The sequence below is a fragment of the Streptomyces sp. NPDC096310 genome, assembly GCF_044763125.1.
Classification (GTDB): Bacteria; Actinomycetota; Actinomycetes; order Streptomycetales; family Streptomycetaceae; genus Streptomyces.
This window is the reverse complement of sequence record NZ_JBIWFO010000001.1, coordinates 951,658-976,005: the sequence shown is the minus strand read 5'-3', so window position 1 is coordinate 976,005 and position 24,348 is coordinate 951,658. Positions and strand designations below refer to the sequence as shown.

Here is a 24,348-nt window from a genome sequence, read left to right as displayed (position 1 = left end):
CGCGGCGTAACCGCGGGGGGGGGAGCGGCGCGCGCCCCCCCCCGCCCCGGGCGGGCCCCCGCGGGGTGTAGTCGCGCCGGGGGGCCGGTTGCGCGGAACCCGGCGCCACGCCCCTTTAGGCCGAACCCCGTTTCCTCTGCTGGGAGTTGGCGACGCGATCAGCGTTCGAGGACGAGCGCCAGCCCCTGACCGACCCCGATGCAGAGCGCGGCGAGCCCGGTACCCGAACCGGCCGCGGCGAGCTGGTGGGCGACCGATCCGGCGAGCCGGGCCCCGGAGGCGCCCAGCGGATGACCGAGCGCGAGCGCGCCACCGCGCGGGTTGACGAGGGCCGGGTCCAGCTCGGGCCACTCGGCGAGGCAGCCCAGCGCCTGGGCGGCGAACGCCTCGTTCAGCTCGAAGGTGGTGAGGTCGGCGAAGGTGCGGCCCGCCTTGCCCAGGGCGCGCCGGACGGCCTCGACCGGGCCGAGGCCGAAGAGCTGCGGCTCGATGCCGGTGACCGCGGAGGTCCGGATCCGGGCCAGCGGCTCACGGCCGGTCTCGCGCAGTCCGTCCTCGTCGACCAGGAGCAGGGCGGCGGCGCCGTCGTTGAGGGGCGAGGCGTTCCCGGCCGTGACCGTCCCGGTCCCGTCCGTACGGAACGACGGCTTCAGCTTGGCCAAAGCCTCCATGGACGTGGTGTCGCGGACGCATTCGTCCCGGACGAGGTCCACCCCCGCGTACGGGACGACCTCGCCGTCGTACAGTCCGGCGGCCCAGGCGTCGGCCGCCTTGCGGTGGCTGGCGAGCGCGAAGGCGTCCTGCCGCTCGCGGCCGATGGCGTGCCGGTCCGCGATCAGTTCGGCGCCCTCACCGAGCGGAACGCTCCACTCCGCGGGCATCCTCGGGTTGGTCATACGCCAGCCCAGGGTGGTCGAGTGGAGCTGCTGGTGACCGGCCGGGAAGGCGCGTTCCGGCTTCTGGAGGACCCAGGGTGCCCGGGACATGGACTCGACGCCGCCCGCCACGACGACGGAGGCGTCGCCGAGGGCGACCGCGCGGGCGGCCTGGATGACCGCTTCGAGGCCGGAGCCACAGAGCCGGTTCACCGTCACCCCCGGGACGGAGACGGGGAGTCCGGCGAGCAGGACGGCCATCCGTGCCACGTCGCGGTTGTCCTCGCCCGCGCCGTTCGCGTCGCCGAGGACCACGTCGTCGATCCGCGCCGGGTCGAGGCCGGGGGTACGGTCCACCAGCGACCTGACCACATGGGCGGCGAGGTCGTCGGGGCGTACGGAGGCGAGGGCACCCCCGAACCTGCCGATGGGGGTACGGACGGCGTCGACGATGTAGACGTCGCGGATGCTCATCGGGTCTCCGGCTTCTCTCCCCCGGCACACACCCGTCACCCTCGACAGCTGTTCGCCTGGTGAACTTTGATTCATCCCGGCGGGACCCGTCAGAGTCTCTGCCCGGCACCGGGCGCTGTCAACGGCCTCCGGGGGCCGGGAACGCCGCGGCGATCAGACGGAGTGGTCCGGCGGTACGGCGACCACCCGCACCGACAGCCCGTAGTCCAGCTCGTCGCCGTCGATCAGCAGCGCCTCCACGGTGCGGGTCTCGGGGTCGATGTCCGCCTCCATCCCGTTGCCCGCGTACCGCGGATAGCCGGAGGCCCCGGTCTCGCCCGTCGCCTCGACCACGGCCGAGCGCAGGGCGTTCTCCGGCCAGGGCGGCCCCTCGTGCTCCTCGGTGAACTCGGCGACCAGCAGCAGCTCGAAGCGGCGCGGAACAGTAGTCATACCGCCGACGCTAGCCATCCGGCCGGGCCGCCGCATGTCGCCCGCGCACCCGCGTACGCCCCGGCCCGCGCACGCCCGGGCCCCGCGCACGCCCGGGCCGTGTACGCCAAGGGCGGCGGCCCGTCAGCTCGACTCGCGGTGGACGACCCTGGCCCCCATCAGGTCGTAACGCTCCGGTTCGGCCGCCGGGTCGCGGACCGCGCGGTCGACGAGCTGGGCCAGCCGCGGCCCGGTCGCCATGTCGACCCGGACCGTGGAGAGCCGGGGGCGCAGCAGCCGCCCGAGCAGCAGGTCGTCGGCGCCGATCACCGCGGTCCGCGCCGGTACGCCGATCCCCTCGTCCTGGAGCGCCCGCATCAGGAGCATCGCGTACTCGTCGTTGTACGCGAAGACGGCGTCGAGGCCGAGACCGCGCCAGCGGGCGGCGAGAGCGGCGGCGGCCTCCTCCGTGTAGGCCAGGGGCAGTGGCGTGACGCGGACGGCGGCGCCCGGGGCCCCGGCGGCGGCGCGAGCACCCGCCAGGCGCGGGGCGGCGTACAGCTCCAGGCCCGGTTCCTCCGGCATCACCACCCCGATCGAGCGGCGCCCGCGCGCGACGAGATGGCCGACCGCCCGGCCGCCGATCGTCCGCTGGTCCATGACCAGCGCGTGCGTCCCCGCGATCCGCCGCGAGCCGAGGGTGATCACGGCCCTGGCTCCGGAGCGCTTGAGAAGGTCCACGGCCTCCGGGGTGAGGGTGGTCTCGCCGAGCGAGACCACCGCGACGGGCCGCAGTTCGGCCCAGGCGCGGGCCGCGCCGGCCGCGTCCAGGCCGAGGCCGCCGTACTGCACCACCGTGTAGCCGAGCAGGCGCAGCGCCCGCTGGAACTCGTCGAGGATCCGGCTGTAGAGCGGGCCGACGGGGACATGGCCGGTGGGCAGCAGCACTGTCCGGGTGTGTCCGGCGCGCAGGCTGCGGGCGGCGGCGTGCGGCACGTACCCGAGCCGCTCGGCCGCCTCCCGCACCCGCAGCCGGGTGGGCTCGCTGATCCGTACGGCGGTGATGCCGTTGAGCACGTACGAGACGGTGGCCCGGGACACCCCCGCCAGCCGTGCCACGTCGGAACTGGTCGGCAGAGAACCGGGCGGCAGGGCACCGGGCGGCGGCGTACCCGGCGGCAGGGCACCGGCCGGTACGGCGGCGCGGGCGGCGGAGTGCTCGGTGGGCTGGCTCATCGCACCCGGCATCCTGCCAGAACGGCCCCCGGAGGGGCACCCGGTGGACGGAACCGGGCCGCTTCGGCCGACCCGCCCGGCGGTCGCGGCCGGCCACGTTCTACCGTCTACGGATGATCACCTCCTCCCCCGGTTCCACCGGTTCCCCCGCGTCTCCCGACTCCCCCGGCCGCAGCGGGCCCGGCGCCACGGCCGAGGCCGACCCACGAGCCGTCGGCCCGGTCCGTACCTCCTACGCGCCCGAGCGCGACGGCGACCCCGACCCCGGCGAGATCGTCTGGACATGGGTGCCCTTCGAGGAGAACGACGGGCGCGGCAAGGACCGTCCGGTCCTGGTGGTGGCGCGCGAGGCGGCGGGCACGCTGCTCGCCGTACAGCTCTCCAGCAAGCGCCACGACCGGGACCGCGAGTGGGTGCCGATCGGGGTCGGGCCGTGGGACCGCGAGGGGCGTGAGTCGTGGGTGGACGTGGACCGGGTGCTCCGGGTCCACGACGCGGGGATGCGGCGCGAGGCGTGCGCCCTGGACCGCGGGCGGTTCAATCTGGTCGTGAACCGGCTGAAGGAGCTGTACGGCTGGAAGTGAGCCCCGGCCCTCGCCCGCCAGGCCCCGCGCCCTCCGGCCCCCGCGCCCTCCGGCCCCCGGGGCCTCGGGTCCCGGGGCCCTCGGGTCCCGGCACCGGGGGGCCTACTCGCCCAGGACCCGCCGGAACGCGTCCAGGGTCGTGGCCTCAGGCGTACGGTCCAGCACCGCGAAGACCGTCTCGTCGAAGGCCCCGGCGAACCGGCCCGCCCCCGTGAGCAGCGCCCGGAAGGCGCCCGCGACCGCCGCCGGGTCGTTGCGGAACACCCCGCATCCCCAGGCGCCCAGCACCAGCCGCCGGTAGCCGCCCGCCACGGCCGTCTCCAGGACCCGCTCCGCGCGGGCGGCCAGGGCGGCCGGGATCCGGTGGACGTCCTCGGGGGCGCGCCGCGCGATCACCCCCGCGTTCGGCGCCGGTGAGGTGAGAAAGCCCACCCGGTAGGGCGTGTCGAGCAGCCGGCCCCGGTCGTCGCGGAAGACCGGCACACCGGGCGAGTGGATCACCCGGTCGGTGTAGAACGGGTCCCGGTCGGCGCGGTGGTGGGCGTAGAACTCCGGCGCCGCCCGCAGGGTGGCGTAGAGCGCGGAGGCCCGGCACAGCGCCTCCTCCTGCGCCTGCGCGCCGTTCAGATAGCCACCGCCCGGGTTCCGCGCGGACGCGAAGTTCAGTACGGCCACGGGTGCGCCCGGGTCGGCCGCCGTCAGCCGGCGCGCCGCGTCCAGACTGCTCTCGCCGGTGACCCCGACGGCCGGTCCGGCGGCCCGGTCCGTACGGCCGGGTACCGACGGCCGGACGGGCGGTCCCGCCGGGCCGACCGGCCCCGGGCCGTACATCCTCGTGCCCGCCACCGCCGCGTCCACCGCCCCGCGAAGCACCACCTCACGACCGTCCGGCGCACGGTAGCCCCCCGTTCGGACGATCTGCTCGGTTTCCTTCGCGATACCCCTCAACCGTGCGCTCATACGGAAATCCTGCGTGCACGATCACTCTCGGGGCAATCGCATTTCTGACGAAAAAGTGACCGCGAGGGCACTCTTGTGCGAAGCGGCGAGAGTGGCTTTAGGTTGGACGAAGCGCTCGCCCCGAACCCGGGGCGGAGTACGGTCACGCGGTCTTCGACAGGAGGATCCGCACATGCCACCCGACAGTTTCACCGATGAGGGATCACCACTCGGCGAGAACGAGGCCGAGGACCTGCTGCGCGGCATCTGCTTCAAAACAGGCCCGCCCCGCACCGTGGGTGTCGAACTCGAATGGCTCGTCCACGATCTGCGTACCCCAGAAATCCCCGTCCCGGCCCGTCGCCTCCGAGAGGCGTTCGAGGGGCTGCGGGCCCTGCACCTGCGATCGGCACTCACCTTCGAACCCGGCGGACAGGTGGAGCTCAGCTCCGCGCCCGCCGCGTCCCTGACGGAGTGCGTCGCCTCCACCACCGCCGACCTGGACGCCGTGCGCCCCGTGCTGCGCGCGGCGGGACTCGCGCTCGCGGGTCTGGGCCAGGACCCCTGGAACGCGCCGGAGCGGATGCTCCGGGAGCCCCGCTACGACGCCATGGAGACCTATCTCGACCGGATCGGTCCGGCCGGCCGCGCCATGATGCGGTCGACCGCCTCGATCCAGGTCTGTCTGGACGCCGGCCACGAGGAGCCGGGGCCGCTCGGCCACGGACGGCGCTGGCAGCTCGCCCATCTGCTGGGCGCGGTGCTCGTCGCCGCGTTCGCGAACTCCCCGATGCGCGAAGGCCGGGAGACGGGATGGCGCTCCACCCGGCAGGCGATGTGGACCCGGCTCGACCCGCCCCGCACGGCCGCGCCGTCCCCGGCGCTGCCCCCGCGCGACGCCTGGGCCGCGTACGCGCTGGACGTGCCGGTGATGTGCGTACGGGCGGCCGAGGGGCCCTGGGCCGTTCCCGAGGGGCTGACCTTCCGGGAGTGGATCCGCTCCGGGCTGCCGCGCCCACCGGTCCGCGCCGACCTCGACTACCATCTCACGACGCTCTTCCCGCCGGTCAGACCGCGCGGCCACCTCGAACTGCGGATGATCGACGCGCAGCCGGGCGAGGACGGCTGGCTGGTGCCGCTCGCCGTCACCACCGCGCTGTTCGACGACCCCGAGGCGGCGGAGACGGTGTACCGCACCGTCAAACCGCTCGCCGAGACGGCGGGCCCGCTGCCCGCGCCGGCCAATCCGCTCTGGGTCAACGCGGCCCGGTACGGGCTGGCCGACCCGGAGCTGCACGCGGCGGCGATCGCCGTTTTCGCCGTCGCCCGGGAAGCGCTGCCGCGCATCGGCGCGGCACCCCACGTACAGGAAGCGGTCGCGCGCTTCGTCGACCGTTACGTCCTGCCGGGCCGGTGTCCGGCGGACGATCTGCGCGCGCCCGTGACAGGGAAGGACCTCCGCACATGACCGACCTCGCCGGCCCGGCCACCGAGGAACAGCTCAAGCGGCGCGCCGTCGACTCGCTGACGGCGGCCCGGGCCCGTACCGCCCTGCTGACCTCCTGCGTCGACGACCGTGACCTCACCGCCCAGCACTCGCCGCTGATGTCCCCGCTGGTCTGGGACCTCGCGCACATCGGCAACCAGGAGGAGCAGTGGCTCCTGCGGACCGTCGGGGGGCGCCCCGCCGTACGCCCCGAGATCGACTCCGTCTACGACGCGTTCGAACACCCCAGGGCCGCCCGGCCCACCCTGCCGCTGCTGCCGCCGCCCGAGGCACGGACGTACGCCGCCGACGTACGGAGCCGGGTCCTGGACGTCATCGAGCGCACCCCGCTGCACGGCGGTCCCCTGCTGGACGCGGGGTTCGCCTTCGGGATGATCGCGCAGCACGAACAGCAGCACGACGAGACGATGCTCATCACCCACCAGTTGCGGACGGGGCCGACCGCGCTCACCGCGCCCCCGCCACCGGCCGGGGACACCACGGGGCTGCCCGCCGAAGTCCTCGTGCCCGGCGGTCCCTTCACCATGGGAACGTCCACGGAGCCGTGGGCGCTGGACAACGAGCGCCCGGCCCACCAGCGGATCGTCCCGGCGTTCTGGATCGACACCGTCCCGGTGACCAACGGCGACTACCAGCGGTTCATCGAGGACGGCGGCTACACCGAGGAGCGCTGGTGGGCGTCGGCCGGGTGGGCGCAGATCCGGGAACACTCCATCGGCGCCCCGCTGTTCTGGCGGCGCGAGGGCGGGCAGTGGCTGCGCCGCCGGTTCTCGGTGCTGGAACCGGTCCCGGCGGACGAACCGGTGCTCCATGTGAGCTGGTACGAGGCCGACGCGTACGCCCGCTGGGCGGGCCGTCGGCTGCCGAGCGAGGAGGAATGGGAGAAGGCCGCGCGCCACGACCCCGTCTCGGGACGGTCGTTGCGCCATCCCTGGGGTGACGGCGAGCCCACCGAGGTGCACGCCAACCTCGGTCAGCGCCATCTCCGGCCGGCCCCCGCGGGCAGCTATCCGGCGGGCGCGTCGCCGCTCGGGGTACGGCAGTTGATCGGCGACGTGTGGGAGTGGACGTCGAGCGACTTCCTGCCGTACCCGGGCTTCGCCGCCTTCCCCTACCGCGAGTACTCGGAGGTGTTCTTCGGCGGCGCGCACAAGGTACTGCGGGGCGGGTCGTTCGCGGTGGACCCGGTGGCCTGCCGGGGCACCTTCCGCAACTGGGACCTGCCGGTGCGCCGGCAGATCTTCTCGGGGTTCCGTACGGCGCGCACCGCGGCGCCCGCCGGTCCCGGCGCCCTGTCCACGGGCTCCGCCGGGAGCATCTGATGTGCCGTCATATCGCGGCCCTGGGACCGCCGATGAGACTCGGCGCGGTGCTCGTCGAGCCGCCGCACGCGCTGTACCGGCAGTCCTGGGCGCCGCGTCGGCAGCGCAACGGGACGGTCAACGCCGACGGTTTCGGCGTCGGCTGGTACGCCGAGGGCGACCCGGTGCCCGCGCGCTACCGCCGCGCGGGCCCCATCTGGGGCGACCTGGGCTTCACCGATCTGGCCCGGGTGATCCGTACGGGCGCGCTGCTCGCCGCCGTACGGGACGCCACACTGCCCGGCGCCGACGGGGAGGCAGCGGCGGCGCCCTTCGCCGACGGGCCCTGGCTGTTCAGCCACAACGGCTCGGTGGGCGGCTGGCCCGGCTCGCTCGCGGGGCCAGCCGCGACACTGACCGCCGAGGAGTTGCTCTCGCTGACGGCGCGCAGCGACTCGGCGCTGGTGTGGGCGCTGGTGCTGCGCCGGCTGCGGGCGGGCGACGACCTCGGTCAGGCGCTGGCCGACACGGTCGTCGAGGTGGCGGAGGCGGCGCCGGCGTCCCGGCTCAACCTGTTGCTCACCGACGGTGCCCGGATAGCGGCGACGGCCTGGGGGGACACCCTTTGGTACCGCGCCGGATCCGGTGCCGACGCCACCCTGGTGGCCTCGGAGCCGTACGACGACGATCCGCGCTGGCGTGAGGCCCCCGACCGCACCCTGCTCGTGGCGAGCCGTCGCGACGTTCTGCTCTCCCCTCTCAAGGAGCTTCCCGCGTGAGCCCGTTCCTGCTGACCCGCACGCTCCCCGAGGACGCCACGGACGCCGCGCTGCGCGCCGATGTGCTCCACGGGCTGACCCGTACGCCCAAGACACTGCCGCCCAAGTGGTTCTACGACGCCCGGGGCAGTGAGCTGTTCGAGGAGATCACCGCACTGCCCGAGTACTATCCGACGCGCGCCGAGCGGGAGATCCTGCACGCCCGGGCGCCCGAGATCGCGGCGGCGACCGGCGCGCGGACCCTGGTCGAGCTGGGGTCCGGGTCGTCCGAGAAGACCCGGCTGCTGCTGGAGTCGGCGCCGGACCTGACCAGTTACGTACCGGTCGACGTCAGCGAGAGCGCGCTGATCGGGGCCGCCGAAGGGCTGCTCGTCGACCATCCGGGGCTCGATGTGCACGCGATCGTCGCCGACTTCACCGGCGGTCTGTCGCTGCCGGGCACCCCGGGTCCCCGGCTGGTCGCGTTCCTCGGCGGCACGATCGGCAATCTGCTGCCCGCCGAGCGCGCCGCGTTCCTCGCCTCGGTCCGCGGACTGCTGGCCCCCGGTGACGGGCTGCTGCTCGGCACGGATCTGGTCAAGGAGGAGTCCGTCCTGGTCAGGGCGTACGACGACGCGGCCGGGGTGACGGCCGCGTTCAACAAGAACGTGCTGACCGTCGTCAACCGTGAGCTGGGCGCCGACTTCCCGCCGGACGGCTTCGACCACGTGGCCCTCTGGGACGCGGAGAACGAGTGGATCGAGATGCGGCTGCGGGCCCGTTCCGCGCTCACCGTGAAGGTCCCGGAACTGGATCTGGTGGTGCGCTTCGACGCGGGGGAGGAGGTGCGTACGGAGGTGTCGGCCAAGTTCCGTCAGGACCGGGTGAGGTCCGAACTGGCCGCCGCGGGCATGGAGTTGACGCACTGGTGGACCGACGGGGCGGGCCGGTTCGCGGTCTCGCTCGCGACGGCGGTCTGAGGCGGGACGGCCCCCGTGCACGGCGTGGCGCCCCCACGGGCGCCGTCGCCGTGTGCCAGAGGGCCGTACGCGAGGGCGCCGTAGGTGATCGCGCGGTGCGCCGTACGGGCCAGCGCGCGCCGGTCGGTGTGGCGGCCGGGCGGGACCGGCGGCAGGAGTGTGATCTCCGCGGTGAGCCCGCCGGCCGACACGACCCGCCACAGCGACGCGGGCAGTGTGTCGTCCCCGACGAAGGCGGGCGCCCCCGAGGACGTTCCGTCCGGCGCGCGGTAGGTGATCCGTACGGGCCGGACGGGGGCGCCCGCGTCCACGGCGGCCTGGAAGACGGCCGAGGTGAACCGGCCCTGCTCCCGGCCGCACCAGGTGCACGCCTCGGGGAAGGCGATCACCCGTGAGCCCTCCCCGAGGGCGCCGGAGAGGGTCCGTACGGCATCGGGCAGCGCGCGCAGCCGCTCGCGCTCCACGAAGAGCGTGCCGCCCCGGGCGGCCAGCGCGCCCAGTACCGGCCAGCGCCGGATCTCGCTCTTGGCCAGCATCCGCCCGGGGAAGACGGTGGCGAGGAGCGGGATGTCCAGCCAGGAGATGTGGTTGGCGACGACCAGCACCCCGGCGCCGCGCGGCGCCACGGCGTCCGTGGCCCCGTACTCCGCCGCGCCGCGCACCGTGATCCGCAGGCCGAAGGCGCGCAGGACGGTACGGGACCAGCTCCGGGTGAGCCGGTCGCGTACCGCCGCACTCAGCGGGGCGAGGAGCGGCGCCAGCAGCGCGCCGCACAGGACGAGCGGGATCCCCGCCAGCAGCCGGCCCGCTCCGGCCGCCGGGCCGGTCGCCGGGCCGCGGTGGCGCGAGCAGTCGCGCGGGGTGCAGGGCGCGGTGGGCAGCCAGGCGCTCATGCGACGGGGGTCGGCGCGAGGGAGAGGAAGTGCCGCAGGTAGCGCGGGTTGGTGCGGCGCATCGACAGCAGGACGTACAGGTCGGCGACGCCGAACTCCGGGTCGTGCGCGGGCGTCCCGCACACCCAGGCGCCGAGGCGCAGATAGCCGCGGAGCAGCGGCGGCAGCTCGGCGGGGGCGGCGGCCACCGCGGCGGGCTCCGGGGTCCAGAGCCGGTGCGGGGTGACCCAGTACTCCTCGGGCGCGAGGTGCTTGTCCTTGACGCGGTTCCAGGTGGAGGCGGCCAGCGCCCCGCCGTCCGCGAGCGGCACCGAGCAGCAGCCCGCCAGCCAGTTGTGTCCGGTGGTGGTCATGTAGCGGGCGAGCCCGGCCCAGATCAGGGCGATGACGCCACCGGTGCGGTGCAGGGGGTGGACGCAGGAGCGGCCCACCTCGACCAGGTCGTGGCGGATCGGGGCGAGCCGGGCGAGGTCGAACTCGCTGTCGGAGTAGATCCGTCCGGCGGCCCTGGCGCGCTCGGGCGGCAGCAGCCGGTAGGTGCCGACGACCTCGCCGGTGGTCTCCTCGCGGACCAGCAGGTGGTCGCAGTAGGCGTCGAACGCGTCGGTGTCGAGACCGGGCTCGGGCCCGTCGAGCCGGGCGCCCATCTCCCCGGCGAAGACGAGGTGCCGCAGCCGCTGGGCGGCCCGTACGTCCTCCTGGGTGCGGGCGAGCTGGACGAGGTAGCGCGGCTCGGTCCCGTTGGCCGGGCCCGGGGTGGGGAGCGGAGTGGGGAGCGGGACGGCGGGCGGGGTGAGCACGGGGACGGTGGCGGGAGCGGGAGCGGACATGGCGGACTCCTGTGCCGTGGGGAGAGCGGGCCGCCGGGTCCGTCGCGGGCGCGTGGACCCGGCACCTCGTTTCTTCCGTGACCGACTGGATTTGACATGACCACACGGCGGAGTGCGGATGTGAGGCGGCTGAATGCCGGACCACGCGGCGCGCCCGGAGGCGCCCGGAGCGCTCCCCACCGCCCCGTACACACGTCCCCGCCGCCCCGTACACACGTCCCCGCCGCCCCGTACGCCCGTCCCCCGCCGTCCGTCCCGCTGCGCCGCTCCTACAGCGCGCGCCCGGCGGGGCCGCCGTCCTCGACGTCGGCTTCGCGCGGGGCGACCACCGTGCCCGCCCAGGTCAGGGCCTTCCACCCGGACGCCGTCGGTCCGGTGGCGCCCTCCAGGACCACGACGCCCGTGTTGTCCAGGGCGTGGGCGGCGGCGAAGTCCACGTCCACGTTCTCCGCGCGGGCGGCGGTCCACGTCCGGATCGCCGCCCCGTGGCTGACCAGCGCCACCGTGCCGAAGCCCGTCGCCGTCGCCTCGGCGACCACGGCGTCGAACCGTGCCAGCGCCTCGGCCCCGTTCTCGCCGCCCGGCATCCGCAGCTCCACGTCCCCCGCCGACCAGGCGAAGGCGGTGGTCAGATAGCGCCTGATCGACTCCTCGTCGCCGCGCATCTCCAGTTCGCCCGCGGACAGCTCCCTGATCCCGGCCCTGACCTGGATCTCCAGTCCGCGCGCGGCGGCCAGGGGCGCCGCGGTGAGCCGCGTACGGACCAGGTTCGAGACGTACAGCGCGCCGATGTCCTCGTCCGCCAGTGCGCCGGGCAGCGCGGCGGCCTGCCTCTCCCCCGTCGCGGTGAGCCCGGGACCGGGCTCCGCGGTGTCCAGGAGACCGGCGACGTTGGACGGGGTCTGGCCGTGTCGGATCAGCAGCAGGCGCATGGGCGACGCATCCTCCGGATGGGTGTACGGGTATCCGTACCACTGTCCCAGAGAGCGGTGGGTGCCCTCGTGGCCTCGCGGGGAACGGCGGGGTGGGGCACGGTGGAGGGACGTCGCGGTCCCCGCGACACGTGAAGGCGTGCACGCGCACCTGAAGAGGGGAGCGGCCCCATGTCGCACCACACCTACCGGGTCACCGAGATCGTCGGCACCTCGCACGAGGGCGTCGACGACGCCATCCGCAACGGTGTCAGCCGCGCGGCGCGGACGCTGCGCGGACTGGACTGGTTCGAGGTGACGCAAGTACGCGGCCACATCGTCGACGGCGACATCGAGCACTACCAGGTCGGCATGAAGGTCGGATTCCGGCTCGACGACGCGGAGTGACGCTCCCGGGCTCCCCGGGCGCCCACCCACCCGGCAGGTCAGCGCTCAGGCCGAGAATCCCGCGTGGACATGGTCGTGGTGGGTGGCGTCGCTGAAGAACTGGCCCCGGGCGCCGCCGGAGAGCCGTACCGGACCGCCCACGTTGTACGAGCCGGCCGCCGCCGCATCCCACATGAAGGTCTCCACGAGCCGGCGCGAGGTGGCCGGGTCCACGACCGCGTGCCCGTCGATCTGCCAGACGTCGAAGGCCCGGCCGCGCGGATGGTCGCTGGGCCGGTCGGTGCCGAAGACGTCCAGCGGATGGCCGGAGCGGATCACACTGACGTACATCCGGTACGTACCGGCCAGGCGGAGCAGGGCGCGCAGGACGCTCTCGTGGATGTGGCCGCTGCGGATGTCCGCCGCCGCGGCGGGCGGCAGGCCGATCCGTGACGCGGCCAGCACCTCGCGCGCGACGGCGGGCAGCGCGGGCGCGGCGGCGCCGGGCCTGGCCGGGTGGAGCGCGGTGACCTCCCAGTGGGGCCGTGCCCGGCTCAGCCGTACGTCGACGGTCGTGCCGCCCGCGTGCCCCGGGGTCCACTGCCGGCAGACCACCAGCACACTGGCCGAGTCCGCGAGGATCCCACCGTACTGGGCGTCGATCACCTGGAGCACGGCCTCGTCGGCGTCGGGCAGCAGCGGCCCCGCCGCGTCCACGAGCGCCGGCGCCGCGCCCAGCGCGGCCACCCGCCGCTTCGCCGCCGCGGCACCGCCCTGCCCGGCGGGCCAGGCGCCGATGGCCTCCACGACCTGGACGGCGCGCGACTTGACGGCGGGGTCCACGTCGTCGCGGTCGGGCCGCCACGCGGTTGTGGTCGGCAGCGGCCCGGACGAACGCGTCACGACGGCGGCCCCGGCCCCCGTCCGGCCGCCCCCGGAGCACCCGGTGGCGGCCCCGGCCACCAGCCCGCCGGCCCCGAGCAGCAGCGCCCGCCGTGCCAGTCCCATGGCTCCACCCGCTCCCTGATCGTTCCTGTGCTCCAGGGTGCGGGAGATCGGCCCCGGCCGCACGCCACCGGCGTCCGGCGGGCCCTGTGGGGCGCGCCGGGCGCCTCATGCCGTCGGTCAGCGGGCGGCTTTGCGGGTGGCGCGCAGCCATTCCTTGTTCATCGCCGCGATCGACGGCAGCGGGATGCCCTTCGGGCAGGCGGTGGCGCACTCCCCGGCGAGGGTGCAGCCGCCGAAGCCCTCCGCGTCCATCGTGGCGACCATGTCCAGGACGCGGGTCTCGCGCTCGGGCGCGCCCTGGGGCAGGACGTTGAGGTGGTTGATCTTGGCCGAGGTGAAGAGCATCGCCGAGCCGTTGGGGCAGGCCGCGACGCAGGCGCCGCAGCCGATGCACTCGGCGTGCTCGAAGGCGGAGTCGGCGTCGGGTTTGGGCACCGGGGTGGCGTGTGCCTCGGGGGCGGCGCCGGTGGGGGCGGTGATGTAGCCGCCGGCCCCGATGATCCGGTCGAAGGAGGAGCGGTCCACGACCAGGTCCCTGACGACGGGGAAGGCGCCGGCCCGCCAGGGCTCGACGTCGATGGTGTCGCCGTCGGAGAAGTGGCGCATGTGGAGCTGGCAGGTGGTGGTGCGCTCGGGGCCGTGGGCGTCCCCGTTGATGACGACACCGCAGGCGCCGCAGATGCCCTCGCGGCAGTCGTGGTCGAAGGCGACCGGCTCGTCGCCCTTGAGGATCAGCTCCTCGTTGAGGGTGTCGAGCATCTCCAGGAACGACATGTCCTCGGAGATGCCGTCGAGCCCGTAGGTGACCATGGCGCCGGGGGTGTCGGCGTCCGGCTGGCGCCAGACGCGCAGGGTGAGCCTCATGCGTAGCTCCGCTGGGTGGGGTGGACGTACTCGAAGACGAGGTCTTCCTTGTGCAGGACGGGGGCGCGGCCGGTGCCCGTGCTGTGCTCTCCCGGGGGCCGGCCCCCGGCCCCCCGGTATTCCCAGGCGGCCACGTACGCGAACTCCTCGTCCCGGCGGGCCGCTTCGCCGCCCTCGGTCTGCGACTCCTCGCGGAAGTGGCCGCCGCAGGACTCGGTACGGTGCAGGGCGTCCAGGCACATCAGTTCGGCGAGTTCCAGGTAGTCGACGACGCGATTGGCCTTCTCCAGCGCCTGGTTGAGCTGTTCGCCGGTGCCCGGCACCTTGATCCGGCGCCAGAACTCCTCGCGGATCTGCGGGATCCGGTCGAGCGCCTTGCGCAGCCCGCTGTCGGTGCGGGCCATCCCGCAGTGTTCCCAGAGGAGTTCACCGAGCTCCTTGTGGAACGACTCGGGCGTACGGTCGCCGTCGACGGCGAGCAGCAGGCGCAGCCGGTCCTCGGTGTCCGCGACGGCCTCGGCGACCTCCGGGTGGGAGGCGTCGACGGTGTCGTGGTGCGGGTGGCGGGCGAGGTAGTCGTTGATGGTGGAGGGCAGCACGAAGTAGCCGTCCGCGAGCCCTTGCATGAGGGCGGAGGCGCCGAGCCGGTTGGCGCCGTGGTCGGAGAAGTTGGCCTCGCCGATCGCGAACAGCCCGGGCACGGTGGTCTGGAGGTCGTAGTCGACCCAGAGTCCGCCCATGGTGTAGTGGATCGCCGGGTAGATCCGCATCGGGACCTCGTACGGGTTCTCGGCGGTGATCCGCTCGTACATCTCGAAGAGGTTGCCGTACTTCTCCTCGACCGCCCCGCGGCCGAGCCGGGCGATGGCGTCGGTGAAGTCGAGGTAGACGCCCTGGCCGCCGGGGCCGACGCCGCGTCCCTGGTCACAGACGTTCTTCGCGGCGCGCGAGGCGATGTCGCGGGGGACGAGGTTGCCGAAGGACGGGTAGATCCGCTCCAGGTAGTAGTCGCGCTCGTCCTCGGGGATCTCGGCCGGCGGGCGGGTGTCGCCGGGCGCCACGGGCACCCAGATCCGGCCGTCGTTGCGCAGCGACTCGCTCATCAGGGTCAGTTTCGACTGGTGGTCGCCGGAGCGCGGGATGCAGGTGGGGTGGATCTGGGTGAAGCAGGGGTTGGCGAAGTGGGCGCCGCGCCGGTGGGCCCGCCAGATCGCGGTGGCGTTGCTGTTCTTGGCGTTGGTCGACAGATGGAAGACATTGCCGTAACCGCCGGAGGCGAGGACCACCGCGTCGGCGAAGTACGGGGAGATCTCGCCGGTGATCAGGTCGCGGGCCACGATGCCGCGGGCCCGTCCGTCGATGACGAGCAGGTCGAGCATCTCGGTGCGGGCGTGCATCTCGACGGTGCCGGCGGCGATCTGCCGGGAGAGCGCCTGGTAGGCGCCGAGCAGGAGTTGCTGGCCCGTCTGGCCGCGCGCGTAGAACGTACGGGAGACCTGGACGCCGCCGAAGGAACGGGTGTCCAGGAGTCCGCCGTACTCCCGGGCGAACGGGACGCCCTGGGCGACACACTGGTCGATGATCTCGACGGAGACCTCGGCGAGCCGGTGCACATTGGACTCGCGGGCGCGGAAGTCGCCGCCTTTGACGGTGTCGTAGAAGAGCCGCTGGACGGAGTCGCCGTCGTTGCGGTAGTTCTTCGCGGCGTTGATGCCGCCCTGGGCGGCGATGGAGTGGGCTCGGCGCGGGGAGTCCTGGTAGCAGAACTGGACGACGTGGTAGCCCTGTTCGGCGAGGGTGGCGCCCGCGGCGCCGCCCGCGAGGCCGGTGCCGACGACGATCACGGTGTGTTTGCGGCGGTTGGCGGGGTTGACGAGTTTCGCCTCGAAGCGGCGCCGGTTCCACCGTTCGGCGACGGGGCCGCCGGGCGCCTTGGTGTCGGCGAGCGGTGCGCCGGTGGTGTACTCGGTGTAGCGGTTGGGTTCGTTCATCTCAGCTCACCACTCCGGTCATGACGGCGACGGGTACGGCGACGAATCCCGCCGTCAGCACCAGTGCCAGGGTGTTCGCGGCGGTCTTCAGGAAGCGGTCGCGGGCGGCGCTGCCCACGCCGAGGGTCTGCGCGGCGCTCCAGAAGCCGTGCCGGACATGGAGTCCGAGAGCGGCCATCGCGGTGAGGTAGACCGTGTTGCCGTACCAGGTGGAGAAGGTGTCCACGACGTTCTGGTACGGATGGCCCGGCTGGAAGCCGCCGGGGTGCGCGGTGCCGGTCGTCAGGTCGAGGATGTGCCAGACGATGAACAGGGCGAGGATGATCCCGCCCCAGCGCATGGTGCGGGTCGCGTAGCTCGTCCGCGCCCGCCGGTGGACGTAGCGGCTGGGGCGCGCCGCGAGGTCGCGGCGGCTGAGCTGGTACGCGCAGACCCCGTGCAGGACGACGGCCGCGACAAGGACGATCCGTACGAGCCACAGCGCCCATTCGTAGTGCAGCAGGGGCTCGCCCAGGGTGCGCAGCCAGTGGGCGTACCCGTTGAACTCGGACGCCCCGAAGAAGATCTTGAGATTGCCCAGCATGTGCACGACGAGGTAGCCGAGCATGATCAGGCCGCTCACGGCCATGACCGTCTTCTTCCCGAGCGTCGATCTCCAGAGGGTGCGGGTCATGGACGCCCGTTTGTCCGTCGGGTCCGCCGGGTCCGTCCGCGTTGCCAGAGCCATGCTCATGACGCTAGGCCGCCCCGGCCGAGAGGTCCAAGACATGGTCCGGCTGAACTCCATAGGCCGTGCCTATCGTGGACGTATCCTGGGGAGATGCAGTTCCAGCAGCTCGTCTATTTCGTGGCCGTCGCCGAGACCCGCCACTTCACCCGCGCCGCCGAGCGGGTGCATGTCTCGCAGCCCTCGCTGTCGCAGCAGATCAGGGCGCTGGAGAAGGAGCTGGGCGCCGAGTTGCTCAGCCGCGCCCGGGGCAATGTCGCCCTGACCGACGCGGGCGAGGCGCTGCTTCCGCTGGCCCGGCGGATCCTCGCCGACACGGAGACCGCGCGGGTCGAGGTCCAGGAGCTGGTGCAGCTCCGGCGCGGCCGGGTCAGGCTGGGCGCGCCGCCGAGTCTGTGCACGGGGCTGCTGCCCGAGGTGCTGCGCGCCTTCCACGATCTGCATCCCGGTATCGAGCTGCTGATCGAGGAGAGCGGTTCGCACGATCTGGTACGGGAGCTGGCCCGCGGCGCGCTCGATCTGGCGCTGGTGGTGATGCCGCTGCCGGCCGCCTCCCCCGCGCTGACCACGGTCGAACTGCTCCACGAGGACCTGGTGGTGGTCTCCTCACCCGGCGGGCCGGCCCCCGGGAGCCCGGTGCGGATCGCCGATCTGGAGGGCCGGCCGCTGGTGATGTTCCGGCACGGCTACGACCTGCGCGAGCTGACCGTGGCCGCCTGCCGGGCCGCCGGGTTCGAGCCGTCGTTCACCGTGGAGGGCGGCGAGATGGACGCCGTGCTCGGTTTCGTACGGGCCGGGCTCGGCATGGCGGTCGTACCGAGCATGGTGGCGGCGCGGGCGCGCGATCTGCGGGTCACACCGCTGGCCAGGCCGGGGCTGAGCCGTACGATCGCGCTCGCGCACCGCAGCGACGTCGCCCCGCCGCGCGCCGCCCGGGAGCTCCAGAAGGTGCTGCTGGCCACACAAGGGGCGTCCGGAGCGGCGGCGTCCGGGACCGCGGGGGCCGGAGCGGCGGCGGCCGGGGTCGCGGTGACCGCCCGGTCCGCGGACGGCCCCCGCTCCGCTCAGACGGCGTCCGCCAGCGACAGCGTGTGAAGCTGCTCGGGCGGCCCCGGCCTGGCGTAGTACCAGCCCTGCGCCGTGTCGCAGCCCAGCCGGCGCAGATGCTCCGCCTGCGCCCCGGTCTCCACGCCCTCCACCGTCACGGCCAGCTCCAGGCTGTGCGCCAGGGAGACGATCCCCTCGACGATCTTCAGATCGACCGGGTCGGCCGGGTGCTGCTGCATGCTCTGGGTGAAGGAACGATCCAGCTTGAGCACGCTCACCGGCAGCCTGCGCAGATTGGCCAGGTTCGAGTAGCCGGTGCCGAAGTCGTCGAGCGCGATGTCCACGCCCATCTCGGCGAGCTGGCGCAGCGGTTTGAGCAGATCCTCGTCGGCGCCGATCAACGCCGACTCGGTGACCTCCAGGCAGAGCGCGCCCGGCGGCAGCCCGACCCGCTCCAGCACCTCGACCGTGTCGGCGACGAGTCCGGGGTGGTGGAGCTGGGTCGGGGAGAGGTTCACATTGATCCGCAGCGGTCTGCCGAGCGCGCCCTCCGGCAGCTCCTGCTGCCAGAACCGGGCCTGCCGTACGGACTGTTCCAGCACCCAGCGGCCGAGCGGCACGATCAGCCCGGTGTGCTCGGCGAGCGGGATGAACCGGTCGGGGCCGAGCACCCCGTGCTGCGGGTGGGACCAGCGCACCAGGGCCTCCGCGCCGTGCACGGTGCCGTCGTCGAGATGGACCAGCGGCTGGTACTCGATGAAGAACTCACCGCGTTCCAGGGCCGCCGGGAGCGCCGTGGTCAGCCCGTGCCGGGTGATGGCGCGGGCGTCGGCCTCCGGGTCGGCCAGCTCGAAGCGGTTGCCGCCCGCCGCCTTGGCCCGGTACATGGTGATGTCCGCGCTGCGCAGCACCTCGGCGGGGCTCCGCCCGGCGGACGGCCCCTCCACGATGCCGATGGAGCCGCGTACGGTGAACTCCCGGCCCTCCAGCCGGATCGGGGCGGCCAGCACACCGAGGATCCGGGAGGCGAGATCGGTCACCTCGCTCTCCGTACCGGGCCTGGTCGTCAGGGCCACGAACTCGTCGCCGCCGATCCTGGCCACCATCTCGCCCGGCGCGGTGGCGCACGACTGGAGCCGGTCCGCGACCTCGACCAGCAGCCGGTCGCCGGAGGAGTGGCCGAGACTGTCGTTGATCGCCTTGAAGCCGTCGAGATCGAGGTAGCAGAGGCCGAAGCGGGCGTCGTCGCCCGCGGCGAGCGTCTTCTCCAGCCGCTCGAAGAACAGCGTCCGGTTGGGCAGTCCGGTCAGCGCGTCGTGGGTGGCCTCGTACCGCAGTCGCAGATTGAGCAGCCGACGCTCGGTGGTGTCCTCCATCAGCGCGAGCTGGTACTGCGGGGCGCCCTCGGGGTCCCGGAGCAGCGAGAGCGTCAGATTGGTCCAGAGCACGGTGCCGTCGTTGCGGTAGAACGCCTTTTCGACCCGGAAGTGCTCGCGCTCGCCCCGCACCAGTTCGTCGTAGAGCCGCCACACCTGGGGCCCGTCCTCCGGATGGACCCACTCGCTGACATTGCGGCTGCGGACATGGTGTTCGAGCCCGCCGAACATCGCGGTGAGGGTGTCGTTGACCTCCAGGACATTGCCGTCGAGGTCGGCGATGCCGATGCCGATGGCCGCCTCCTCGAAGACCGCGTGGAAGCGGGCCTGGGTGGCGTGGAGCGCGTCCTCCGCGTCGCTGCGCGCCGCCAGCGCGGAGCGGGCGAGGGCCTCCTGCTCGGCGAGGGTGCGCTCGCGCAGGGCCAGGGCGTACCCGGCGGCCAGGGCGTGCTGGAGGCGGGCGCACCGGGCGCGGCACTCCTCCCCGGGCAGTTCGTCCGTACCGCAGTACAGGACCAGATACGAGTCGATGACGCCGAGGGTGCGGCTCAGGGCCTCCGGGTCGGTGCAGTGCGCGGCGACCAGCGCGGTGCCCGCCGCTCCGGCGGGCGAGCTGTCGAAGGGGCGTGCGTGCAGGGCCTCGCGCAGGGCGCGGGCCAGCGGCAGCAGGCACTCCTCGAACTCGGCGCGGGTGAGCGACGTGGAGGTCGCCGGGAAGATCGCCCGGCTCCAGATCGTCGCGAACCGTCTGACTCTGTCCTCCAGGCCGTCCGGGTCCGCCGGGCCCGGCTCCTGTTCCGGGACGCTCACGCCTTGCGTCCCACTCCGGCGAAGCCCGAGTAGGCGTACGGATCCTCCTGGTCGGCCGGGTCGGCCGGGCGCCAGTCGGGCATCGGCACCAGGCCGGGTTCGACCATCTCGAAGCCGTCGAAGAACCGGGCTATCTGCTCACGGGAGCGCATCACCAGCGGGCTGTGGGTCTCCGTGTAGACGGCGACGGCGGCGTCCGTGTCCTCCGTGGAGACCGGGACGCCGTCGTACGAGGCATGGGTGACGGTGAGGAGACTGCCGGGGGCGAGCGCGTCGCGCAGTTCGGCCACGGCCCGGTAGGGCTGGTCCTTGTCCCGGAGGAAGTGCAGGACGAAGTTGAGCAGCACCGCGACGGGCCGCTCCAGGTCGAGCAGTCCGGCCGTCTCCTGGCTGTGCAGGATCTTGCGCGGCTCGCGGAGATCGGCGTTCACCACGGCGGTGTTGGGGCTGCCTTCGAGGAAGGCCCGGCTGTGGGCGACGGCGACCGGGTCGTGGTCGACGTAGACGACCTTGGCGTCCGGGTCGAGCGCGGCGGCGACTTCGTGGACATTGCCGAAGGCGGGAATGCCGGAGCCGATGTCGAGGAACTGGCCGATGCCTTCCGCGGAGGCGAATTCCACGGTGCGCCGCATGAACGCGCGGTTCGCTTTCATGATCTTGGGAAGTCCCGGCATGAACCCCATGGCCCGGCGCGCGGCTTCCCTGTCCACCTCGAAATTGTGCGAACCGCCCAGATAGTAGTCATAAATGCGGGAAACGCTCGGCACCGAAATGTCGATGCCCTGCGGGGCCCAGGCGGGACGCTCCATCGATGTCTCCAACAAGTCGCCACGGAGTGCGGCCTGATAACGGCCGGTTGTTCGAGCCGAGGCTACTGATCGACCGCCAAGAGAGCGAGCCCAAACGGAAATTAGCGATCCGTTCTTGGTCACATACAGTCGGCAAGTGCATGTGGTCCGCCGCCACACCGAGGAGTGTGACGGCGGACCGTTGGGCCGGAGACGCGGCGTGGGGACTACTCGGACGCTCCGACCAGCTCGTTGTCGGGAGAGACGGCGAACCAGGTGCCGCCGACGCCCTGACCTTTGGTGTCGCCGGGCTTCTTGTCCCCGGCGAAGGTGTAGATGGGCGAGCAGTTGAGGGTCTGCTGCTTGATTCCGTCGGGCCGGTCGAAGGTGACGAAGCCCTTGGTGGTGACGCCGTCGACATCGTTCTTGGAGACGGGGGCGACAACCGGCCACTTGTCGAGGCAGGCGCCGGTGCAGGCGGTCTTCATCGGCCAGGCCGAGTCCTTCGTGAAGCGGTAGACCGTCATGCCCCGCGCGTCCACCACGACATCGCCGAGCTTCGGGTCCTTGCGGACCGAGAGGCCCGCCAGGTCGCCCGAGGACTCCTCGCCCGCGCCCGAACCGCCGCCGGCGGCCGCCGGGGAGGCCTTCTTGCCGTCGGGGGCGGACGCGAACCAGGTGCCGCCCACGCCCTGGCCCTTGGCGTCGCCCGGGCTGGTGTCCTTGGCGTACCGGTACATGGGCCAGCCGTCGACCGTGAGCTGCTTGGTGCCGTCGGCCCGGGTGATCTCGCCGAGCAGGGAGGCCTCGGTGCCGGCGGCGGCCTTGGCGTCGCCGGCGGTCACGACGGGCCACGTCGTGGCGCAGTCGCCCTCGCAGTTGGACTTCGGCGGGGCCGGCGTGTCCTTGTCGAAGCGGTAGAGGGTGAAGCCCTCACTGTCGGTGAGGACCTTGCCGAGCTTCTTGCTGTCCCACACGGCGAGTTGCCCCGCGGGCTTGGCGGCGGCCGCCGTACCGGCCCCGGCGGCACCGGCCCCGGTTCCTGCCCCGGCGCCGGTGTCCGCGCCGTATCCGCTGTCTGCGGCGCCGGCCGGGTTCGCGGCGCCGACGGACTGTCCGTTGGTGTTGGTGCCCGGGTCCTGACCGCACGCCGTCGTCAGGGCCAGTACGGCCGCCGCGGTGACCGCGAGCGAGGCGTTCCGCCAGGTGTTCATGTCAACTCCTGATATCCATGGGCCGGTTGAGGCGCTGGGGTGCGCTGCTCATGGTCCTAAGTACGGAACGGAGGCGGCATCCCGTTCAACGCGGCCGGAAAAAACTTCCGCGGCGTGTTCTCGACGGTGGCCAATACCCCCTATCAGGGGGAATCCGAGCGACTTCCGGCGTGCCGGGGCCCGGTGGCGACCAAGCTCCTGCCCGTGCATGGATCGCTCGTCGGACGGCTGGTCACAGCCGCCGCACTCATCTCGCTGTCGGCCGCCGCCCCGGCGCCCGCCGCGGCGGACAGTTGCGCCTACGCCTCGACCGGTGCGGGCGGCACGGTGGAGGCGGTGGTCGTGGCGGGCAGCGGCGGCTGCCGGCCGACCCCGACGCCTCCCCCACCGCCCGAACCACCGCCGAAGCCGCCGCCACCGCCACCACCACCTCCGCCTCCGCCTCCCCCTCCACCCCCTACGAAGCCGACGCCACCGCCACCGCCCGTGGTGGTCACGCCGAAGCCGCCACCACCCGTCGTCCGGCCCACCCCGCGACCGCCCCGCCCGACACCGGCACCGCCGCCCGGCGCCGTACCACGGCCGCGTCCGGTGACCGTCGCACCAGCGCCGCCCCCGCCCGTGACGCCCCCGCCCGCTCCGTCGCCCACCCCGAGCCCGGCCCCGTCCGCCGAACCGTCACCGCCCGCCGTGGCCCTGCCCGCCTATCGCCCGGCGACCCGTCAACAGCCGCCCGGCTCCACCTCCCCCGTCCTCCGGATGCTTCTGATCACGGCCCCCGCCGTACTCGCCGCGGCCGTGCTGCGACCCCGCTCCCGCCCCCGTTCCCGCTGATCCACGGAGGTCCCATGTCGGACTGGCTCGTCCTGGGCATCGCGATGGCCGCCGCCTGCGCGGTCGTCCTGACCATCGTCATCTTCAACAACCGGGGCGTCACCGAGGACGACGACGACCCCGCCGAGGTCCCCGGTGTCATGGACTACATGACGATGATGATCGGCGTGGTCTACGCGATCGTCCTCGGCCTCGCGATCGCCGGGGTCTGGGAGGCCAGGGGCGCCGCCCAGGAGTCGGTGCGCCAGGAGGCGCAGGCGCTCCACGAGATCCGCCAGCGCGTCCAGGTCTATCCCACCGAGGTACGGGAGCGGATCCGCAGCGACGTGGACGCGTATGTCTCGTACGTCGTGCACACCGAGTGGCCGCACATGTCCCGGCACGAGGCGCTCAGCGCGAAGGGCACCCAGCTCTTCGACCAACTGCGCACCGATGTCTCCCAGTACGCGCCGCGCACCGATCTGGAGGGCCAGGCCTACCAGCCGCTGGTCGACCAGGTGGCCTCCGCCGACAACGCCCGGGGCGCCCGCGGGCAGAACGCGGGAGACACGATGCCGGGGGTGGTCTGGTTCGGCCTCATCATCGGCGCGGTGGTCACCGTGGGGATGATCTTCGTCCTCCAGATCCGGCGCTCGTTCCGCGAACTGCTGCTGGCGGGACTGTTCAGCGTGCTGATCGCCTTCCTCCTCTTCCTCATCTGGGACTTCGACGCCCCGTACGGGCGCGGCATCGGCGCGACCACGGCGCCCTTCCTCGACCTGTTCCCGCAGATCGGCGGCTGACCGGCGGCGAACGGGGCACGGCTGTCCGCCGCACGGGGGACAGCCGTGCCCCATTCGCCCGTCAGCGATCGCGGCTGTGGTAACGCGCTCCTAGCGTTTCCGCCATCGAGGCGCAGGCACCGGCTTCTGTGGAAAAAGGTTCCACCGCTGCTCCTCGGGGACCCGGAGGCTCATCATGCGCGCGATACGTGCCGCGACCACCGCTACGCTGGGAGTGGCCGCACTCGCCCTGACGGCGCCCCCCGCGGGGGCGGCGGTGCACGGCGGCTCCACGCCGTTCGGATTCACCGTCACCCCCTCCACGGTCGCCCCGGGCGGGAGGGTGACTCTCGGCGTCACCAACTGCGCGACCTCCGCGACCGCCTCCTCCGCGGTCTTCGACACCGTGACGATCCCCTCGGGCCGTACGGCCGCGGCCACCGTGGACTGGGACGCGAAGCGGGGTGCGGTGTACCAGGTCTCGTTCAGCTGCAACGGGACGACCGGTCGTACCAACCTCACCGTCGCGGCCGCGGCCGCCCCGACCCGCGCGCCGACCGCGTCCGCCACCTCCGTCACACCCTCCGGGGTGCGGGGCGGTCTGGGCGGCAGCGTCGGCGGCGTCGGCCCCGGCGAACTCGCCGCGGGTACGGCGCTCGTGGTGGCCGCCGCGGCCGGAGCCCTCTGGACCGCGCGCCGGCGGACGGAGGACCGCGTCCGCTGAACCGTCCCACGGACGCCGGACGCCCGTCGCCCCGAGCCACCTTCCGGCTCGGGGCGACGGGCGTCCGGCGTCCGCGCTCTTTCCCGCTCCCGCGCCCGCTCTCCCCGGCGCGTCCGGG

Annotated in this window: 24 protein-coding genes; 9 read left to right on the top strand and 15 right to left on the bottom strand. The window is 73.5% G+C overall.

The features are described 5' to 3' along the window. Positions 1-158 precede the first annotated feature (158 nt). The 3 genes from ACIQ7D_RS03970 to ACIQ7D_RS03960 all read right to left on the bottom strand — a co-directional run bounded on the left by ACIQ7D_RS03970 (position 159) and on the right by ACIQ7D_RS03960 (position 2,996). Positions 159-1,349, bottom strand: coding sequence for a thiolase family protein (locus ACIQ7D_RS03970; protein ID WP_403933301.1), 1,191 nt, complete (start codon positions 1,347-1,349; stop codon positions 159-161). 153 nt (positions 1,350-1,502) lie between these two features. Continuing rightward, the gene (locus ACIQ7D_RS03965) at positions 1,503-1,781 is read right to left on the bottom strand and encodes a hypothetical protein (RefSeq protein ID WP_403933299.1); all 279 of its coding nucleotides are present in this window, start codon (positions 1,779-1,781) and stop codon (positions 1,503-1,505) included. A gap of 123 nt (positions 1,782-1,904) precedes the next feature. Continuing rightward, positions 1,905-2,996, bottom strand: coding sequence for a LacI family DNA-binding transcriptional regulator (locus tag ACIQ7D_RS03960; protein WP_403933297.1), 1,092 nt, complete (start codon positions 2,994-2,996; stop codon positions 1,905-1,907). A 113-nt stretch (positions 2,997-3,109) separates the two neighbouring features. Here ACIQ7D_RS03960 and ACIQ7D_RS03955 point away from each other — a divergent pair, with 113 nt between their 5' ends. Then, positions 3,110-3,580 carry a type II toxin-antitoxin system PemK/MazF family toxin gene (locus ACIQ7D_RS03955; protein WP_403933296.1) on the top strand — a complete coding sequence of 157 codons (471 nt, stop codon included), beginning with the start codon at positions 3,110-3,112 and terminating at the stop codon, positions 3,578-3,580. A gap of 102 nt (positions 3,581-3,682) precedes the next feature. Here the strand turns inward: ACIQ7D_RS03955 and ACIQ7D_RS03950 are convergent, their stop codons facing one another. After that, positions 3,683-4,540, bottom strand: coding sequence for a TIGR02452 family protein (locus ACIQ7D_RS03950; protein WP_403933294.1), 858 nt, complete (start codon positions 4,538-4,540; stop codon positions 3,683-3,685). 172 nt (positions 4,541-4,712) lie between these two features. Here ACIQ7D_RS03950 and egtA point away from each other — a divergent pair, with 172 nt between their 5' ends. Genes egtA through egtD form a run of 4 tightly spaced genes read left to right on the top strand, consistent with a single transcriptional unit; the run spans position 4,713 to position 9,065 of the window. Next, positions 4,713-5,987: an ergothioneine biosynthesis glutamate--cysteine ligase EgtA gene (gene egtA / locus ACIQ7D_RS03945; RefSeq protein ID WP_403933293.1), complete on the top strand. Its 1,275-nt coding sequence runs from the start codon at positions 4,713-4,715 to the stop codon at positions 5,985-5,987. Further along, entirely contained in the window at positions 5,984-7,348 is a 1,365-nt protein-coding gene (gene egtB, locus ACIQ7D_RS03940) for an ergothioneine biosynthesis protein EgtB (protein ID WP_403933291.1), read from the top strand. Before egtA ends, egtB begins: the two co-directional genes overlap by 4 nt. Further along, entirely contained in the window at positions 7,348-8,106 is a 759-nt protein-coding gene (gene egtC, locus ACIQ7D_RS03935) for an ergothioneine biosynthesis protein EgtC (protein ID WP_403933289.1), read from the top strand. The genes egtB and egtC overlap by 1 nt, the downstream gene beginning before the upstream one ends. Further along, positions 8,103-9,065 carry an L-histidine N(alpha)-methyltransferase gene (egtD, locus tag ACIQ7D_RS03930; protein WP_403933288.1) on the top strand — a complete coding sequence of 321 codons (963 nt, stop codon included), beginning with the start codon at positions 8,103-8,105 and terminating at the stop codon, positions 9,063-9,065. The genes egtC and egtD overlap by 4 nt, the downstream gene beginning before the upstream one ends. On the opposite strand, the gene ACIQ7D_RS03925 is transcribed toward egtD, so the two are convergent. From ACIQ7D_RS03925 to ACIQ7D_RS03915, 3 genes are all read right to left on the bottom strand, one after another. Continuing rightward, on the bottom strand, positions 8,960-9,958 hold the full coding sequence (locus tag ACIQ7D_RS03925) for a lysophospholipid acyltransferase family protein (protein WP_403933286.1): 999 nt from the start codon (positions 9,956-9,958) through the stop codon (positions 8,960-8,962). The genes egtD and ACIQ7D_RS03925 overlap by 106 nt on opposite strands. Further along, entirely contained in the window at positions 9,955-10,788 is an 834-nt protein-coding gene (locus tag ACIQ7D_RS03920; protein ID WP_403933284.1) for a GNAT family N-acetyltransferase, read from the bottom strand. Before ACIQ7D_RS03920 ends, ACIQ7D_RS03925 begins: the two co-directional genes overlap by 4 nt. 269 nt (positions 10,789-11,057) lie before the next feature. After that, a complete protein-coding gene (locus ACIQ7D_RS03915) occupies positions 11,058-11,720 on the bottom strand; it encodes a histidine phosphatase family protein (RefSeq protein WP_403933283.1) in 663 nt (220 codons plus the stop codon). Positions 11,721-11,891: 171 nt separating this feature from the next. On the opposite strand from ACIQ7D_RS03915, the gene ACIQ7D_RS03910 reads away from it, so the two are divergent. Beyond that, a complete protein-coding gene (locus ACIQ7D_RS03910) occupies positions 11,892-12,107 on the top strand; it encodes a dodecin (RefSeq protein WP_403933281.1) in 216 nt (71 codons plus the stop codon). A gap of 45 nt (positions 12,108-12,152) precedes the next feature. Here ACIQ7D_RS03910 and ACIQ7D_RS03905 read toward each other — a convergent pair whose 3' ends face one another. The 4 genes from ACIQ7D_RS03905 to ACIQ7D_RS03890 all read right to left on the bottom strand — a co-directional run bounded on the left by ACIQ7D_RS03905 (position 12,153) and on the right by ACIQ7D_RS03890 (position 16,676). Next, on the bottom strand, positions 12,153-13,094 hold the full coding sequence (locus ACIQ7D_RS03905) for a hypothetical protein (protein ID WP_403933279.1): 942 nt from the start codon (positions 13,092-13,094) through the stop codon (positions 12,153-12,155). A gap of 117 nt (positions 13,095-13,211) precedes the next feature. Further along, entirely contained in the window at positions 13,212-13,958 is a 747-nt protein-coding gene (locus tag ACIQ7D_RS03900; RefSeq protein WP_403933278.1) for a succinate dehydrogenase/fumarate reductase iron-sulfur subunit, read from the bottom strand. Further along, positions 13,955-15,949 (bottom strand): fumarate reductase/succinate dehydrogenase flavoprotein subunit, encoded by a 1,995-nt coding sequence (locus ACIQ7D_RS03895; RefSeq protein ID WP_403933276.1) that lies wholly within the window; start codon positions 15,947-15,949, stop codon positions 13,955-13,957. The genes ACIQ7D_RS03900 and ACIQ7D_RS03895 overlap by 4 nt, the downstream gene beginning before the upstream one ends. 1 nt (position 15,950) lies before the next feature. Then, a complete protein-coding gene (locus tag ACIQ7D_RS03890) occupies positions 15,951-16,676 on the bottom strand; it encodes a succinate dehydrogenase (protein ID WP_403933274.1) in 726 nt (241 codons plus the stop codon). 93 nt (positions 16,677-16,769) lie between these two features. Between ACIQ7D_RS03890 and ACIQ7D_RS03885 the strand changes: the two genes are divergently transcribed. After that, entirely contained in the window at positions 16,770-17,771 is a 1,002-nt protein-coding gene (locus tag ACIQ7D_RS03885; protein WP_403933271.1) for a LysR family transcriptional regulator, read from the top strand. Here ACIQ7D_RS03885 and ACIQ7D_RS03880 read toward each other — a convergent pair. The 4 genes from ACIQ7D_RS03880 to ACIQ7D_RS03865 form a co-directional block, all read right to left on the bottom strand. Then, entirely contained in the window at positions 17,741-19,909 is a 2,169-nt protein-coding gene (locus tag ACIQ7D_RS03880) for a putative bifunctional diguanylate cyclase/phosphodiesterase (RefSeq protein WP_403933269.1), read from the bottom strand. The genes ACIQ7D_RS03885 and ACIQ7D_RS03880 overlap by 31 nt on opposite strands. Then, on the bottom strand, positions 19,906-20,718 hold the full coding sequence (locus tag ACIQ7D_RS03875; RefSeq protein ID WP_403933268.1) for an SAM-dependent methyltransferase: 813 nt from the start codon (positions 20,716-20,718) through the stop codon (positions 19,906-19,908). Before ACIQ7D_RS03875 ends, ACIQ7D_RS03880 begins: the two co-directional genes overlap by 4 nt. Before the next feature lie 206 nt (positions 20,719-20,924). Continuing rightward, on the bottom strand, positions 20,925-21,911 hold the full coding sequence (locus ACIQ7D_RS03870; protein ID WP_403933267.1) for an SCO0930 family lipoprotein: 987 nt from the start codon (positions 21,909-21,911) through the stop codon (positions 20,925-20,927). A gap of 299 nt (positions 21,912-22,210) precedes the next feature. Continuing rightward, positions 22,211-22,408 (bottom strand): hypothetical protein, encoded by a 198-nt coding sequence (locus ACIQ7D_RS03865; RefSeq protein WP_403933265.1) that lies wholly within the window; start codon positions 22,406-22,408, stop codon positions 22,211-22,213. Positions 22,409-22,759: 351 nt separating this feature from the next. Here ACIQ7D_RS03865 and ACIQ7D_RS03860 point away from each other — a divergent pair, with 351 nt between their 5' ends. Continuing rightward, positions 22,760-23,527, top strand: coding sequence for a hypothetical protein (locus ACIQ7D_RS03860; RefSeq protein WP_403933263.1), 768 nt, complete (start codon positions 22,760-22,762; stop codon positions 23,525-23,527). Between the two features lie 175 nt (positions 23,528-23,702). Beyond that, positions 23,703-24,230, top strand: coding sequence for a hypothetical protein (locus tag ACIQ7D_RS03855; RefSeq protein ID WP_403933261.1), 528 nt, complete (start codon positions 23,703-23,705; stop codon positions 24,228-24,230). Positions 24,231-24,348 lie beyond the last annotated feature (118 nt).

What these genes read in the sequence shown, in the direction of transcription:
- ACIQ7D_RS03955 (WP_403933296.1), top strand. Translation starts at nt 3,110, where the DNA reads ATGATCACCTCCTCCCCCGGTTCCACCGGTTCCCCCGCGTCTCCCGAC.
- ACIQ7D_RS03965 (WP_403933299.1), bottom strand. Translation starts at nt 1,781, where the DNA reads ATGACTACTGTTCCGCGCCGCTTCGAGCTGCTGCTGGTCGCCGAGTTC.
- ACIQ7D_RS03920 (WP_403933284.1), bottom strand. Translation starts at nt 10,788, where the DNA reads ATGTCCGCTCCCGCTCCCGCCACCGTCCCCGTGCTCACCCCGCCCGCC.
- ACIQ7D_RS03925 (WP_403933286.1), bottom strand. Translation starts at nt 9,958, where the DNA reads ATGAGCGCCTGGCTGCCCACCGCGCCCTGCACCCCGCGCGACTGCTCG.
- ACIQ7D_RS03900 (WP_403933278.1), bottom strand. Translation starts at nt 13,958, where the DNA reads ATGAGGCTCACCCTGCGCGTCTGGCGCCAGCCGGACGCCGACACCCCC.
- ACIQ7D_RS03860 (WP_403933263.1), top strand. Translation starts at nt 22,760, where the DNA reads ATGTCGGACTGGCTCGTCCTGGGCATCGCGATGGCCGCCGCCTGCGCG.
- ACIQ7D_RS03885 (WP_403933271.1), top strand. Translation starts at nt 16,770, where the DNA reads ATGCAGTTCCAGCAGCTCGTCTATTTCGTGGCCGTCGCCGAGACCCGC.
- ACIQ7D_RS03970 (WP_403933301.1), bottom strand. Translation starts at nt 1,349, where the DNA reads ATGAGCATCCGCGACGTCTACATCGTCGACGCCGTCCGTACCCCCATC.
- ACIQ7D_RS03895 (WP_403933276.1), bottom strand. Translation starts at nt 15,949, where the DNA reads ATGAACGAACCCAACCGCTACACCGAGTACACCACCGGCGCACCGCTC.
- ACIQ7D_RS03960 (WP_403933297.1), bottom strand. Translation starts at nt 2,996, where the DNA reads ATGAGCCAGCCCACCGAGCACTCCGCCGCCCGCGCCGCCGTACCGGCC.
- egtC (WP_403933289.1), top strand. Translation starts at nt 7,348, where the DNA reads ATGTGCCGTCATATCGCGGCCCTGGGACCGCCGATGAGACTCGGCGCG.
- ACIQ7D_RS03905 (WP_403933279.1), bottom strand. Translation starts at nt 13,094, where the DNA reads ATGGGACTGGCACGGCGGGCGCTGCTGCTCGGGGCCGGCGGGCTGGTG.
- ACIQ7D_RS03915 (WP_403933283.1), bottom strand. Translation starts at nt 11,720, where the DNA reads ATGCGCCTGCTGCTGATCCGACACGGCCAGACCCCGTCCAACGTCGCC.
- ACIQ7D_RS03875 (WP_403933268.1), bottom strand. Translation starts at nt 20,718, where the DNA reads ATGGAGCGTCCCGCCTGGGCCCCGCAGGGCATCGACATTTCGGTGCCG.
- ACIQ7D_RS03870 (WP_403933267.1), bottom strand. Translation starts at nt 21,911, where the DNA reads ATGAACACCTGGCGGAACGCCTCGCTCGCGGTCACCGCGGCGGCCGTA.
- ACIQ7D_RS03855 (WP_403933261.1), top strand. Translation starts at nt 23,703, where the DNA reads ATGCGCGCGATACGTGCCGCGACCACCGCTACGCTGGGAGTGGCCGCA.
- ACIQ7D_RS03910 (WP_403933281.1), top strand. Translation starts at nt 11,892, where the DNA reads ATGTCGCACCACACCTACCGGGTCACCGAGATCGTCGGCACCTCGCAC.
- egtA (WP_403933293.1), top strand. Translation starts at nt 4,713, where the DNA reads ATGCCACCCGACAGTTTCACCGATGAGGGATCACCACTCGGCGAGAAC.
- ACIQ7D_RS03890 (WP_403933274.1), bottom strand. Translation starts at nt 16,676, where the DNA reads ATGGCTCTGGCAACGCGGACGGACCCGGCGGACCCGACGGACAAACGG.
- egtB (WP_403933291.1), top strand. Translation starts at nt 5,984, where the DNA reads ATGACCGACCTCGCCGGCCCGGCCACCGAGGAACAGCTCAAGCGGCGC.
- ACIQ7D_RS03950 (WP_403933294.1), bottom strand. Translation starts at nt 4,540, where the DNA reads ATGAGCGCACGGTTGAGGGGTATCGCGAAGGAAACCGAGCAGATCGTC.